This window comes from Novosphingobium sp. AAP83 (genome assembly GCF_001295795.1).
Taxonomy (GTDB): Bacteria; Pseudomonadota; Alphaproteobacteria; order Sphingomonadales; family Sphingomonadaceae; genus Novosphingobium.
Genome location: NZ_LJHY01000020.1, coordinates 31945 through 46180, shown reverse-complemented (window position 1 = coordinate 46180; position 14236 = coordinate 31945). Strand labels below are relative to the sequence as shown.

The 14236-nt window shown below is 58.6% G+C and carries 13 protein-coding genes and 1 tRNA gene; 8 read left to right on the top strand and 6 right to left on the bottom strand.

The features are described 5' to 3' along the window. Nucleotides 1-135: 135 nt before the first annotated feature. Nucleotides 136-1962: a translational GTPase TypA gene (gene typA, locus IP81_RS10745; protein WP_054107998.1), complete on the top strand. Its 1827-nt coding sequence runs from the start codon at nt 136-138 to the stop codon at nt 1960-1962. 168 nt (nt 1963-2130) lie between these two features. Here the strand turns inward: typA and IP81_RS10740 are convergent, their stop codons facing one another. After that, nucleotides 2131-3252, bottom strand: coding sequence for a DUF262 domain-containing protein (locus IP81_RS10740; protein ID WP_054107997.1), 1122 nt, complete (start codon nt 3250-3252; stop codon nt 2131-2133). Between the two features lie 10 nt (nt 3253-3262). Further along, nucleotides 3263-4060 carry an FRG domain-containing protein gene (locus IP81_RS10735; RefSeq protein ID WP_082356103.1) on the bottom strand — a complete coding sequence of 266 codons (798 nt, stop codon included), beginning with the start codon at nt 4058-4060 and terminating at the stop codon, nt 3263-3265. A gap of 258 nt (nt 4061-4318) precedes the next feature. On the opposite strand from IP81_RS10735, the gene IP81_RS10730 reads away from it, so the two are divergent. Next, nucleotides 4319-4627, top strand: coding sequence for a DUF1778 domain-containing protein (locus IP81_RS10730; protein ID WP_054107995.1), 309 nt, complete (start codon nt 4319-4321; stop codon nt 4625-4627). 384 nt (nt 4628-5011) lie between these two features. After that, nucleotides 5012-6205 carry a glycosyltransferase family 1 protein gene (locus IP81_RS10725; protein ID WP_231626448.1) on the top strand — a complete coding sequence of 398 codons (1194 nt, stop codon included), beginning with the start codon at nt 5012-5014 and terminating at the stop codon, nt 6203-6205. A 10-nt stretch (nt 6206-6215) separates the two neighbouring features. Here the strand turns inward: IP81_RS10725 and IP81_RS21260 are convergent, their stop codons facing one another. Further along, nucleotides 6216-6596, bottom strand: a complete 381-nt coding sequence (locus IP81_RS21260) for a PadR family transcriptional regulator (protein WP_231626445.1) — start codon at nt 6594-6596, stop codon at nt 6216-6218. A 9-nt stretch (nt 6597-6605) separates the two neighbouring features. Between IP81_RS21260 and IP81_RS21255 the strand changes: the two genes are divergently transcribed. The 4 genes from IP81_RS21255 to IP81_RS10705 all read left to right on the top strand — a co-directional run bounded on the left by IP81_RS21255 (nt 6606) and on the right by IP81_RS10705 (nt 9265). Next, nucleotides 6606-6920, top strand: coding sequence for a hypothetical protein (locus IP81_RS21255; protein ID WP_231626431.1), 315 nt, complete (start codon nt 6606-6608; stop codon nt 6918-6920). 52 nt (nt 6921-6972) lie between these two features. Continuing rightward, complete coding sequence (locus IP81_RS10715; protein WP_054107992.1) at nt 6973-8295, top strand: replication-associated recombination protein A; 1323 nt, start codon at nt 6973-6975, stop codon at nt 8293-8295. Next, complete coding sequence (locus IP81_RS10710; protein ID WP_054107991.1) at nt 8292-9164, top strand: hypothetical protein; 873 nt, start codon at nt 8292-8294, stop codon at nt 9162-9164. Before IP81_RS10715 ends, IP81_RS10710 begins: the two co-directional genes overlap by 4 nt. Before the next feature lie 25 nt (nt 9165-9189). After that, nucleotides 9190-9265: transfer RNA gene (locus tag IP81_RS10705), tRNA-Thr, on the top strand. 22 nt (nt 9266-9287) lie between these two features. On the opposite strand, the gene IP81_RS21675 is transcribed toward IP81_RS10705, so the two are convergent. From IP81_RS21675 to IP81_RS10690, 3 genes are all read right to left on the bottom strand, one after another. Continuing rightward, on the bottom strand, nt 9288-10457 hold the full coding sequence (locus IP81_RS21675) for a hydratase (protein WP_369800731.1): 1170 nt from the start codon (nt 10455-10457) through the stop codon (nt 9288-9290). A 361-nt stretch (nt 10458-10818) separates the two neighbouring features. Then, nucleotides 10819-11958: an ATP-grasp domain-containing protein gene (locus IP81_RS10695; protein ID WP_054107990.1), complete on the bottom strand. Its 1140-nt coding sequence runs from the start codon at nt 11956-11958 to the stop codon at nt 10819-10821. Further along, the gene (locus IP81_RS10690; protein WP_082356102.1) at nt 11955-13397 is read right to left on the bottom strand and encodes a cytochrome P450; all 1443 of its coding nucleotides are present in this window, start codon (nt 13395-13397) and stop codon (nt 11955-11957) included. The genes IP81_RS10695 and IP81_RS10690 overlap by 4 nt, the downstream gene beginning before the upstream one ends. Nucleotides 13398-13473: 76 nt before the next feature. On the opposite strand from IP81_RS10690, the gene IP81_RS10685 reads away from it, so the two are divergent. Further along, nucleotides 13474-14235 carry a hypothetical protein gene (locus tag IP81_RS10685; RefSeq protein WP_197274597.1) on the top strand — a complete coding sequence of 254 codons (762 nt, stop codon included), beginning with the start codon at nt 13474-13476 and terminating at the stop codon, nt 14233-14235. Nucleotide 14236 lies beyond the last annotated feature (1 nt).

Below are 14236 nucleotides of genomic sequence, written 5' to 3'. Positions count from 1 at the left end.
TCACATTTCACCGGCAACGCCTTTTCGCATCAGCGTGCTTGCCGCAACGCACAATAAAGTATAAGCGCGCGCCGAAGATCGGAGCGGGCCTCGCTTGTGCCGAGCTCTGAGCGATTCCAAACCGAAAGCCAATTCATGTCCGCCCAACAGCGTAATATCGCGATCATCGCCCACGTCGACCACGGCAAAACCACCCTTGTCGACCAGCTTTTCCGCCAGTCCGGCACCTTCCGCGATAACCAGCGCATTGAAGAGCGGGCGATGGATTCCAACGACCTCGAAAAGGAACGCGGGATCACCATTCTGGCCAAGTGCACCTCGGTCGAATGGGAAGGCACCCGCATCAACATCGTCGACACCCCCGGCCACGCCGACTTTGGTGGCGAAGTGGAACGCATCCTCTCGATGGTCGACGGCGTGATCCTGCTGGTCGATAGCTCTGAAGGCGCCATGCCGCAGACCAAGTTCGTCACCGGCAAGGCGCTGGCATTGGGCCTCAAGCCCATCGTCGTCGTCAACAAGATCGATCGGCAAGATGAACGCACGCAAGAAGTGCTCGACGAAGTGTTCGACCTTTTCGTCAGCCTTGATGCCAATGACGAACAGCTTGAATTCCCCGTCCTCTTCGCCTCGGGCCGCAATGGCTATGCCAGCGATGATCCGCTGGCGCGCGAAGGCACGCTCACCCCGCTGTTCCAGAAGATCGTTGATCACGTGCCAGCCCCTTCGGCTGATCCCGATGGTCCGTTCAAATTCCTCGTGACCCTGCTCGATCGCGATAACTTCCTCGGCCGCATCCTCACCGGTCTGGTCTTCTCGGGGTCTGTGAAAACCAACCAGGCGATCCACGCGCTCGATAACGATGGCAACGTGGTGGAAACCGGCCGCGCCTCCAAGATCATGACCTTCCGTGGCCTTGAACGCGTCCCCACCGATGAAGCCGTTGCCGGAGACATCATCTCCATCGCAGGGCTCACCACCGCCACCGTTTCAAACACCATCTGCGATACCAGCGTCTCTGAACCGCTGCACGCCCAGCCGATCGATCCGCCAACGCTGTCGATGCGCTTTGCCGTGAACGATTCGCCGATGGCGGGCCGCGAAGGCACCAAGGTGACCAGCCGCATGATCCGTGACCGTCTGGCCCGCGAAGCCGAATCCAACGTCGCGATCAAGGTTACCGAAAGCAGCGACAAGGACAGCTTCGAAGTTGCCGGTCGCGGCGAATTGCAGCTTGGCGTGTTGATCGAAACGATGCGCCGCGAAGGCTTCGAACTCGGCATCAGCCGTCCCCGCGTGCTCTATGGTGAAGACGAGAACGGCAAGCGCACCGAACCATACGAAACCGTCGTGATCGACGTGGACGATGAATACGCTGGCACCGTCGTTGAAAAGATGGCCACGCGTAAGGGTGAAATGACCGACATGCGCCCATCGGGCGGCGGCAAAACCCGCATCACCTTCTCGGCCCCGTCACGCGGCCTCATCGGCTACCACGGTGAATTCCTTTCGGACACGCGCGGCACCGGCATCATGAACCGCCTGTTTGAAAAGTACGGCACCCACAAGGGCAAGATCGAAGGCCGCAAGAACGGCGTGCTGATCTCGAACGGCGCGGGCGAAGCCAACGCCTATGCGCTCGGCCCATTGGAAGAGCGCGGCATCCTGTTCGTCGGCGTCGGCACACCTTTGTATGAAGGCATGATCATCGGCGAAAACGCCAAGCCTGATGACCTTGAAGTCAACCCGATGAAGTCCAAGCAGCTCACGAACTTCCGTTCAACCGGCAAGGACGACGCCATCCGCCTCACCCCACCCAAGGTGATGACGCTGGAACAAGCCATCGCCTACATCGACGACGATGAAATGGTGGAAGTGACGCCCAAGTCCATCCGCCTGCGCAAAGCCATCCTCGACCCGAACGAGCGCAAGAAGGCAGGCCGCAAGAAAGAAGCGGCATAAGCAAACACAAAGGGCGGTCAGAAATGGCCGCCCTTTTTCACTTCCCCCCTCTCGCCTGCGGGAGGGGCCGGGGGTGGGATTACGACGCCCGCGTTTGACAACCTAAAACACCAACGACCTATCACTTTGATTTAGGGGTTATCGCACCCGTCGCTGTAATTCCGATTCTCACTCTATAAAAATTTGGTCTTTTCGAAATGCGGTACGAGGCGTCCTTACGGGTCCAAGGATGAACGCATTAATCCAATCAACAAAATGATCTTTCAAGAGGTCTATGCGTCCGTTATGGCTCTGTAAATCGTTAGTGCTGCGGTTTAAGGTGTCATATCTCGAAAGCCTTTGGTCAAGATCAAGAGCGCCGCTTCTACCTTTTTGCCTGTCACGATTCTTCTTTCTAGAATCCTCAAACCAAAGTAAAAATTCTCGAGTGTGACGGTGGAACTCAGGCCTTATCGACCTGACAAGCCAGTAGTACACTGGCAGCTGTCCGGCAGATGATAAAAGTCTATCTCGAGGGATAAAGACTTCATTCATGGCGCTCAGAGTATCAATTGCTCTACGACCTGCTAGTTCAAGTTCCGCTTTTGGGTCTCTGATTTTTGCAAACCTATCCAGATCTGTTTTTTTAGTAGGCATAGGTTTGTGGTGAAATTCAAAGTATAATACCTTTGCTGCGGCATTTCGATCACCCGCTCGACCAACGCCAAAATTAATTGTCTCTGTAAAGAATTCGTGCATGGATAGGGCGCGAATAATCTCGGATACGGGACCAGGTATCGCATTTCGCACCTCGGCTCCGGTTAGAGGCTTAGATTTGTTCAGGCGAATAAATATCTCATGGATATCCTCTTCATCATCCGAAAAAACACTCATAAAATCTAAAGAAGCGTTGTCAAATTCGTCCGCAATCCGCGGATAACGACTTTGCAAATCGCGATAACTTAATTTGCCTAAGTTAAATGATGTTTCTTTTTTGTAAATAAAATCATCATTCAATGTTATTTTATTTTCAAAAAAATCGAATACAGCTTCGAGCCTTTGTTTTCCATCTATTATGGCGTAAGGCATTTTAGCGGAGTTCAGTTGTGACTGTCCAAACTGAAAATCTGCAATATAAAGCTTAGGGACGTCAAATCCGTTGATAATGGTATCAATTAAATACGCTTTGTCCCGTGAAGACCAAAGTCGGCCTCTCCTCTGATAAGAAGGTCCAAAATCAATTTTGTCTCTGTTCTTCCACCACCAAATCAATGTCATCGACTTGTGAGGAGATATACGTAACTGACCCATTTGCTTTTTCCTAAAATCCAAATGACCTGGTGATTTCCATGGAAAGTCCATGAAGGTCAGGGAATACTGCCGACTCCGTTATACCTTTGCGTAAAATAGAATTGCGCACATCGAATATGGAATCTTTAGGTATTACTATTTTACTCATCGTTCCATCTACAAATGGTGCGCCTTTGTATTGATCTTCCATCGGGTCTTGGCACTTTCCAAAGAGTGCAAACATACCACGTTGCGCTACAATTCGTGAACTATTGTGAGTTCCGTATATCATAACTGGGATATTTTTTCGCTCGGCCAAGTCAGTTTCCGGACTAAAAGCCTTAATCTGTGGCTGGCTAGCGTCAATTATACCGCCGGTAAATCCGATATCGCTAAGAGACGCTTTGTTCCAAGCTGATGGGTTGAGTAGCCAAATAATAGCATCGCTCTGAGGGTCTCTGAAGTCTAACTTATTATTTGACATCAATGCGAAATACAACGCTATAAATGGGCTTTCTGTCCAATCTAAAAGGCGCGTGGGGACACCATAATGCTGCATGAAAAACATTTGGTCCCAAACATTATTAAACTGGTGTGGAACGAATGGTGGGGATTTTTGGGAAAAAATAATCGAAATTCGTCTTTCCACTTCTAGCAGTTCGGACTGTGTATTTGTCTCTGGATGACGATAAAGGGTGGGTAGTAATTTGAACTCTGGCCGACCACAGCCCCGATACCAGACAGTCTCATTCTTTTCTTGAAATTCTTCGATGGCATCGACAATTGCTGAAAATGTCGTTGCAGTTTTTTCGTCAACCGCTGCAGGCATAATAATTCCTCCGCGATAGAGCTAACTGATCTTCTTAAAGGCAGCAAGATTGAATTTCTGCGAAATTGGTGGGTCTATAGAATCGTCGAATTACAAAAATACGGTGCTACAGAAGTTCCGGGGACAGAGAATTTCCGGGGGCACTATACTTAACTAACTGAATTACGGGGGCAGGTGCGAAAACCCCCAAACACCAAACCGCACTGCCCTTGCCATGGACGCCACAATGGCGCACAAAATCCCCGCAAGGAGCAACACATGCTGGCCCACAACGACGCCTCAGGCGCCATCGATGAACGCAGCACCGAGCGCATGTCGTTCCGGACCAAGCCGCGCATCAAGGATGCTATCCAGAAAGCTGCGGCGCTTGCGGGGGTAGATGATTCCGTCTTCACGTTGAACGCGGCCTATAAAGCGGCGATGGATACGATTGCGGCGCATGAGCATACCATGCTCGCGCCGGTCGATCGTGAGGCCTTCTTTGCCGCACTTGACCGTCCGCCCGCACCCAACGCCAAACTGCGCGCCGCCTTTGCCCGCCATAACGAGACGCTTGCCAGCAAATGAGCGGCGATACGGCAGATGCCCAGTGCGTCTCCCCGATGCGTGTGGCTTCATAATAGCGCAGCTTTTGGGACGGTTCATCCCCTCGTCGTCATCGCGGGCTTGCCCCCGAGAGACGGGACAGGATGCATCCCAAAATTCCCCTGTCCTACACACCCCCGCCTGCCGTAACGTGCCCGCCATGGAACGCCCGCAACCCGCACTGCTTCAATCGACAAGAGCGATTAATTCCGCTCAACTGATCGGATCGGGTTTTTCTCCTGAACAGTGTAAACTGTGTAAACCCCCTTCGCGTTCGGGCGGCGAATTGCGGCGCGGGGCGGTTTGTTATGGCCGGATTGTTGCTGTCTCTCGCCAACCTGTGCAAACGGGGCTATGGGCACCGGCATGAGCGAAGCGATCCCTCCTGCCGCCTACCCGACCGACCTTTCGGGCCTGCGCGTGGCCCTGTTCAGCGGGAACTACAATTATGTGCGCGATGGCGCCAATCAGGCGCTGAACCGGCTGGTCGGCTATATGCTGCGGCAGGGTGCGGATGTGCGGGTCTATGCGCCCAAGGTGGAAAATCCGGCGTTTGCGGCCACCGGAACGCTGGTCGGCGTGCCCTCGTTCGCCATTCCGGGCCGCGCCGAATACCGCTTCCCGCTCTCGCTTTCCCCCCGCGTGCGGCGCGATCTGGCCGCGTTCGATCCGCACGTGGTCCACGTCTCGTCGCCCGATGTGGTGGCGCACCGCGCGGTATCGTGGGCGCGCGGGCGCAAGCTGCCGATCCTCGCCTCGGTCCACACCCGCTTCGAAACCTATTTCCGCTATTACAACATGGCGTGGATGGAACCCGTGGTCGAAGCGCTGATGCGCCGGTTCTATCGCCGCTGCGATGCGCTGGTCGCCCCGTCGGAATCGATGGCGCAAGTGCTGCGCGATCAGCGGATGAATTACGATATCGATATCTGGTCGCGCGGGGTGGATCGCGATGTGTTCAACCCCGCCGCGCGCAGCCTTGAATGGCGGCGCGAACACGGCATCGCCGATGATGACGTGGCGATCGGGTTCCTGGGCCGTCTGGTCATGGAAAAGGGGCTCGATGTCTTTTCCGATTCGATCGATCAGCTCCAGCGCAAGGGCGTGAAATTCAAGGTCATGGTCATCGGCGAAGGCCCCGCGCATGACTGGTTCACCGCGCGCCTGCCCGAAGCGGTGTTCGTCGGCTTTCAGGGCGGCGCAGACCTTGGCCGCGCGGTCGCCAGCATGGACGTCTTGTTCAACCCCTCGGTCACCGAAACCTTCGGCAATGTCACGCTCGAAGCCATGGCCTGCGGCGTACCGGTGGTGGCCGCAGCCGCAACCGGCAGCCAGAGCCTTGTCGATGATGGCGTATCAGGCCGCCTGATCGCGCCCGGCGCGGTCCGCCAGTTCGCCGAAGCGCTGCGCTCTTACGTCGAGGACCCCTCCCTGCGCGCGCGCCATGGCGCGGCAGGTGAAGAGCGCAGCCTCGAATTTTCGTGGGACCGGATCAATCAGGCCGTCGCCGATACTTACCTGCGGCTGGTGCGCCAAAAGGCACACCGCCGGAAGGGTTAGGCCGCAGGGGTTAGAGCCGCTCGATACGGCGCGCGGCCTCGTCGAGGATATCGGCGATGGCGTGCGCGGTTTCGGTGGCAAAGCCCTCGGCCATCGCGCGGTTGCGCAAGACCGCGTGCAGATTGCCCATCGCGCGGCGCACCGGCGGGCTCTCAGAACGTTCGCGCTGATCACCCACAGCCTTAAGCCGCGCGACGATTGTGGCGATCTCGTCAGACCTTGTGGCAAGTTCGCTGCGGCCTGCATCGGTCGCCGCAAAGGCCTTGCGCGGCCCTGCGTCCGCTTCTTCAACAAGAAGCCCTTCATCAACCAGCAAGGCAAGCGTGGGATAGACAACACCGGGACTAGGTGCATATTCGCCGCCCGCCAAATCGCCAACCGCGCGGATCAAATCATACCCATGGCGTGGTTGTTCGCTGACAAGGTGAAGCAGGAGCAGGCGCAATTCTCCGCCTGCAAACATGCGTGGGCCGCGGCGGCCTCTACCCCCACCGCCGCCATGACCGCCTCGATCGCCTCGACCGCCTCGACCGCCAAACGGTCCACTTTCGCCAAACGGGCCGTCACCGCCAAAGCGGCCACCCATCATCGCCATCATTTTTGCTGCACGCCGTTCAAGGCCGCTTCTATTGCAGCCGCGCTCATGGCGGCTATGTTCAAATCGCATTTTATATCCTTTGCCTTTTTGATGGCTCTAAGATATATCTTATTATGATCTTTGCAAGAGGCAGGTGCAATTTTTTTTGCAACGCTTTACCTTAGCTGAGATGGCCGACCTTTTCGCCCCGCAACCTCAAGACCGCCCGCCCCCATCGGCCAGCACGGACGCTCCGCTGGCGGACCGGTTGCGCCCGCACGAATTGTCGCAAGTGATCGGGCAGGATCACTTGACCGGGCAAGATGGCGCGATTGGCCGAATGGTGGCTGCCAGCAAACTGAACTCGATGATCTTGTGGGGGCCACCGGGCACGGGCAAGACCAGCATCGCCCGTTTGCTCGCCGAGGCTGTTGGCATGCGCTATGTGGCGATCAGCGCTGTTTTCTCAGGCGTTGCCGACTTGAAGAAAGTGTTTGCCGAGGCCGAAGCAATGACGCTGACTGGGCGCCGTACACTGCTATTTGTCGATGAAATCCACCGCTTCAACCGCGCGCAGCAGGACGGCTTCCTGCCGGTGGTCGAAAACGGCACGATCACGCTGGTCGGCGCGACGACAGAGAATCCCAGCTTTGCACTCAACGCCGCCATCCTGTCGCGCGCGCAAGTGTTGATCTTGCACCGGCTCGATGCCGCGGCACTGGGCAAACTGCTGGCAAGGGCCGAAGATGCCACTGGGTTGCGGTTGCCGCTCACCCCGCCCGCGCGTGAGGCGCTGATCGCGTCTGCCGATGGCGATGGGCGTTTCCTGCTCAATCAGGCAGAGACGCTGTTCGATGTATCGCTGCCCGCGCCACTCGATCCCGAAGGCCTCGGCAAGTTCCTGATGCGACGCGTGGCGGTGTATGACAAGGACCGCGACGGGCACTACAATCTGATATCGGCGCTGCACAAAAGCGTGCGCGGATCAGACCCTCAGGCGGCGCTCTATTACCTCGCACGCATGCTGGTGGCGGGCGAAGAGCCGCTTTACCTGCTGCGGCGGCTGGTGCGCATGGCGGTCGAGGACATTGGCCTGGCTGATCCGCAAGCGCTGGTGCAATGCCTCGCGGCCAAAGATGCCTACGAGTTTCTGGGCAGCCCCGAAGGCGAATTGGCGATTGTGCAGGCGCTGCTCTACATCGCCACAGCACCCAAATCGAACGCCGCCTACACCGCGCACAAGGCCGCGTGGAAATCGGCGCGCGAAACCGGCTCGCTCGCCCCGCCCCCCAATATCCTCAACGCACCAACCAAGCTGATGAAGGACATCGGCTATGGCGCGGATTATGCCTACGATCACGATGCGCCCGATGGGTTTTCCGGCGCGGATTACTGGCCCGATGGTTTGGCCCCGCAAACCTACTATCGCCCGGTCGAACGCGGGTTTGAACGCGAAGTGGCGCGGCGGCTCGAATGGTGGGACCGCAAACGGCGCGAGCGGGCGCAACCATGACCCCCAACCGGTTCGGGCATTTCGTAGCGATTGACTGGTCAGGCGCTGCGGGGGAACGGCAAAAAGGCATTGCCGTGGCAATGGCCGGGCGGGGCCACGATGCGCCGCGGCTGATCCGCCCCCGCCATCGCTGGTCGCGACACGAAGTGCTGGATTGGCTGCGCGACGAATTGCCCGGCGATGCGCTGGTCGGCATGGATCTGGGGATATCGCTACCCTTTGCCGATAAGGCCGCATTCTTTCCCGGCTGGACGCAAAGCCCGGCAGATGCACGGGCGCTCTGGGCCTTGGTTGACCGGATTTGCGCAGACGAGCCGCACTTGTCGGTCAACGCCTTTGTCGATCATCCGCAAGCCTCGGCGCATTACCGCCGCCACGGCGGGCGCGAGGGCGCGCAGTTTGGTGGCGGTCAGGGGCGTTTTCGCGTGTCGGAACTGGCACAACGGCGGATGGGGTGCAGGCCTTATTCGAACTTCAATCTTGTTGGTGCAGCGCAAGTCGGAAAATCGAGCCTTACGGGAATGCGCTTGCTGCACCAGTTGGGCAAAAGCGTGTCAGTCTGGCCTGTTGATCCCCTGCCCCCGCGCGGACCAGTGGTCTGCGAGATCTATACGACGATTGCCGCGATGGCAGCGGGACGCAGCGCAGGACGATCAAAAATGCGCGATGCCCGCGAACTGGACACCGCGCTGGCGACGCTGGGCTGCACCGCTTCAGGCATCACCGGACCGCTTGACGACCATAGCTGCGACGCAGTTATCACCGCCGCATGGCTGCGTATTGCGGCCCGCGATGCACATTTATGGGCACCAGCGGAACTTTCTTCAAAAATAGCACGCACTGAGGGCTGGACCTTCGGGGCAATCTGACGCTAGAGGCGAATCCACGACGCGGGCCGGCTTAGCTCAGTTGGTAGAGCACCTGATTTGTAATCAGGGGGCCAGGGGTTCGAATCCTCTAGCCGGCACCATCGCCTCAATCGCTTGAGGCGACTATCTCCAGATCGCGCGGGGCATGCGGAAGGGAAGCATTCCCTGCACAATCGTTGACCGGAACCGGTTGAGCGACAGGCTTTCGTGTACCGCTTCGACATTCTCGCCAAACAGCCGCGTCGAAAGCTTTGACCGCGCATAGAACGGGGCATCAACCCAGGTTTTTGCTACGCGCGGGATAAATCCCCGATCAGCCCGTGTAAGGCGTTCAATCATCCATGCGCTGCGGGGCAAACGGACTGGTGCGGGCTGCTCGATATCGTGCCAGTTGCCCATCCGATCCAGACGCAGCGCCAGATCAAACGGCGTGCCATCGCGGCGCTTACCTTCATAAAGCACCGCCACATCATTGCGCAAATGCGCGCGCGACCAATGCCAATCGTTAAACCCGTCTTCCAACGCTTCATCGCCAAAATTGGAATCGAAATAGCCTGCGCCCGACCAGCGCAGGCCGGGGTCTGTCATCGAGACCTCGACATGTGCGCGTGGAGCCACCGGATGCCAACGGTGGCGGCCTTCGGGATCAAGTGAAAAAGCGGTGCTGCCGATCATTTCAGGGCGGACCCGGATCGTACCGCGCACCTTATAAGGAAGAGGGGAAGAGACCTCGGCAATATCGATAACGAGCGTTTCACCATCCCAGCGCATTGCGCTGGGGCCAACGGAGAAATGGTGTTTGGCGCGATCAACGTCACGCGCGGTACGCTCGGTCATCGCCCAAGCCGATCCGCGGGGGCCGTTGAGCGATATATTGATGGCGCAATGGTTGTCGGGATTATGCCGCCCGCTCAGCTTGTAATATGGCGAGAACACGCTGCCGACAAAGGCGATCACGGTCAGGCCATATGCGCCGTCTGCGCTGGTGGCGTCAATGTACCACCAGGCGTAGCCCCCCGGCGGCACCGCACAATTAAAGCGCGGCCCTTCGGCTACCATGCGGCGGCTGGTCGGGCAGCGGGCGTATGGCTCATCGCGTCCGCGCAACAACATCCACGGATCGGTTGCAGGCTGGGGCGCAGGTTCCAGCAAACCGCCGACACGGGCAAGGCCCGTCCAAAGCGGGCTCCACCCGTCAAGCGAAACGGGCTCGCGTGTCAGCTCGGCAGGGCCCGCAGGCGCACGTCGGAATGTTCCGGCGGCGAAATCGCGTTGAGCATAGCGTGTACCCATATCCCGTTCTCCGCTTCAGCCATCGCGGTGCCAACGCCAAATCGCGGACGAAAGAGGACCGTCCGCACGGCAATGGCACTTCGCTCAACCTCTTGTTGATCCTGCCTCAACTATGTCCAATTTATTGGACATATGCAATTGTCCAATTATTCTGATTTTATGGAGCGTAAAACTGGTGAAACAAGACCGACCTTTCCATAATATCTCGTAAATTCAATAATATAAACTTCGCTTAAGCAATGAATACCATAACGCAGCAGTGGGCATTGCCAACGCTCAATCTGATATCCATCGCCAACCATGCATGTTGGCCCACCGAGTCGCAGGCGGCTTGAACGGTTTTCATCTGGACAGACCCGCGCTACGGTGCCCCATCTGCGTACCAACCCACGTCGCGCGTGGCGACTTCCCCAAAGGGTACACGCTCAGCCATAGCCATGCGCAGGATCGGCCATGAGGTGAACATCATGCTGAGGAACGGCCAAGGATCGGTCGCATCCCAACTGACATCGCGCGTCGTGAACAATCGGGCGAGTTGGTCTTTAAACCCACGGCGGCGGAACATGGCCAATTGGGCTTCGGTCAGGCAGGCGTAAAACTGCTGCAATTGCCGCTGCGGTCGTATCCGCACAGTTGCATCCCCCGCCGGGTCAAGAACGGCGCGGGCGATATCCTCGGCTTCCCAGAAATGGAGGCCGCTGGTGGCGCGGGGGTTGCATTCGATACCCCACACCTTGCCCGCTGCATCGACGATGAAATCGAACGCGATGAACCCGCTCCAGCCCGATGCGGTTACGAACGTCTCGATCCAGGCGCTAATCGCGGGACTTTCCACACGTTCAAAGCTGATCGCGACAGAGCCTGCCATAACCCTGCCCCGATAGACCATCGTGGCAACCGCGCGGCCATCGCGGGCAATGGTGCAACTGCTAAACTCCTGCCCTGCGATAAAGCGCTGGACGATAGCCGGAATGGCGGGGTCAGCCTCGGGCAGAACGGCACCTTTCGCCACGATCCGCACGCCGCGCCCCGAGCAGGAAAACACTGGCTTGACCACCACATCGCCGCCCTGCGCCAGTGCGCGGGCCTCCTGCGTGCCGAGCGCGTGCGTTTCGGGCACTCCAAGGCCTTGCGCGCGCGCTGCCTCAACGAACCCGGCTTTGTCATGCAGCGCCAACACCCGCTCTGGCGGCATTGTGAACACACGCACGCGGGGATCGAAGCGTTCGCGCGCATGGGCCACATGCATGGTCTCTTCGGACACCGGCACGACCAGATCGACATGCTCATCTGCAACGATCTGCGCGATGGCGGCATGATATGCTGCCTTGCCCGCGTGCGGGGGCGGCACGGCGAATTCGCGCGCGACATGGCGCGAGGCTCCCGTCAACGTCCAGCCAAACGGATCGGCAACCAGTACCCTGCATCCGGCACGGCTGAAGCCTCTTGCCAGATCGAGCGCCTTTGGCAGGCGTCCCAGCGTCAGCAAAACGGTGGTCATGATGCCACGTGGCTTACGCGCACCATGATCTGCTGGGCCGGGCGCGTGGTCAACCGGGCGGCCGGGCGCACGGCTTGGGGTTTGATGATCTCGAAATCGAAGCGCCGGAACAGGCGCGCGATCAACAGCACGGCTTCGGCCTGCGCAAAGGCTGCGCCTGCGCATACCCTCGGGCCAAGGCCGAAGGGTATATAGGCACCCGGCGTGAGCTCTGCCTCGCGTTCGGGCAGGAAGCGGTCGGGATCAAAGCGATGCGGATCGCGCCAATAGCGCGCATGGCGGTGCAGCACCCACGGCGCGACCATCACCAGAGCGCCGCGCCGCACTTTGCGTTCACCAATCATGGTCGCCTCGGTGGCAACGCGCGGCAGAAAGGTGATGGGCGGGTAAAGGCGCAAGGTTTCGCGAAAGATGTTGCGGATTGTGGGCAACTGCTTCGTCATTTCGAACGTGATCGGCTGCGAACTGCCTGCCAAAGCATGGATTTCAGCGCGGGCGCGGGCGACCAGCGCGGGCTGCATGGCCATCAGATAAAAGGCCCATGTCAGCGCGCTGGCGCTGGTTTCGTGGCCTGCCAGAAACAGCACACCAAGCTGGTCGATCAACTCCTCGCGGGTGAAGGCGGTTTGGGTGAAGTCGTCACGCGCAGCGACAACGGCAGCGGCGATATCGTCAAACCGTCCGCCATTCGGCCCCAGATGGGTGTCGAGCAAATCACCCAGATGGCGGCGGATCGTGTTGCAGGCAGCCAGCACGCTCTCGCTTTGCGGCACCTTGGTCCATGCCGGGTCCATGATCAGGCGGCGGATTTCGACTTGCGCCACACTGTGTTCGAAGATCGTGAAGGCATCGAACACATCATGCGCGGCCTGCGTTTCAAGGCCGGTGCTGAACACGGTGCGGCAGATGATGTCCGCTGTCAGATGGCTCATCGTCAGATCGAGCGACAAGGCGGTTTGCCCACTTGCATGCCGGTCCAGCATATCCTCGCAGGCTTGCGCGCCCTCCTCCATCGCCGGAAAGGCACGATTGACCCGCATCATGGTGAAAGCCGGATCGATCATCCGGCGCTGCCGACGCCATGTATCGCCCGATGAGACGAAGATCGAATCCCCGATCAGCGGTGCCAAAGCATCCACCATCAGATCGCTCTTGGGGAAGATACCTTCAGGATCAGAGAGCACCCGGCGCACCTGATCGGGCCGGTTGACGATCAGGATCTGGCGGCGCGAATAGCCCAGCGGGCCAACCTCGGTACGATAGGCATTTGCGGGCAATAAACTGAGCAAATCGCCATCGCCGCGCACTGCCACGCGCAATAGAGCCAGCACGGCAGCGCTGGCCTTCGGGCGTGGCGGCACAAAGGCGCGCGGCGACGCTCCGGCCTGCTTGCGGCGGTTTTTTTGAAGGGGTGCAATTTGGGTCAAAAGATCATCCATCGGCTTCCCCTCATTCAACTAAACTTTACACTACAATTGTCCAGTGCAATAGACACTCAAAGAGGGAGTACGCGCTGTGGATCTGTTCTTGTTCCAATGCCTGATTGCCGCGCACATCGTGGCCGGTGCGACAGGCGCTGTGGCGTTCTGGGTTCCCGTGATCGGTCGCAAGGGCAGCGTCAATCACCGCAAGTGGGGCCGCGTTTTTACCCGCACGATCTTGTTCACCGGATGCGTTGCGGTGCTGATGAGCCTGTTTACGCTGGCCAATCCGATGGGCGTCCACCCTCACCTCGTCGGCAACTTCGATTCCGGATTTGTCCGCGGCATGTTCGGCTGGATGATGCTGCACAACGCCATCCTGACGATCAATCTGGCGTGGTATGGTTGGCTTTGCGTGATCAACCGCCGCGATGTGGCTGCCAACCGCACCCGGCTCAATGTCGGCCTGCAATATGCAGTGATGATCGCAGCGGTAGTCTGTGCATGGGAAGGCGCGCAAATCAATCAGCCACTGATGATGGCCATTGCCGTGGTAGGCATGGCCACGGGCATCACCAATCTGGTGTTCCTTTATGCACGCAATCCCTCTCCGGTCGATTGGCTCAAGGAACATGTCAAGGCGCTGGTGGGTGCCGGTATCTCGGTTTACACCGCGTTTCTGGCCTTTGGCGCGGTGCGACTGGCACCCTCGCTGGCGTTACAACCGGCGATGTGGGCCATACCGCTTAGCGTGGGTCTGGTGATCCTGATCTTCCACCGGATGCGCATCGACAAGCAGGCAGGACTGGGCGTGTTCCGGCTGCTACGCCAACGCCAAACCGCCGATGCGGACTGAC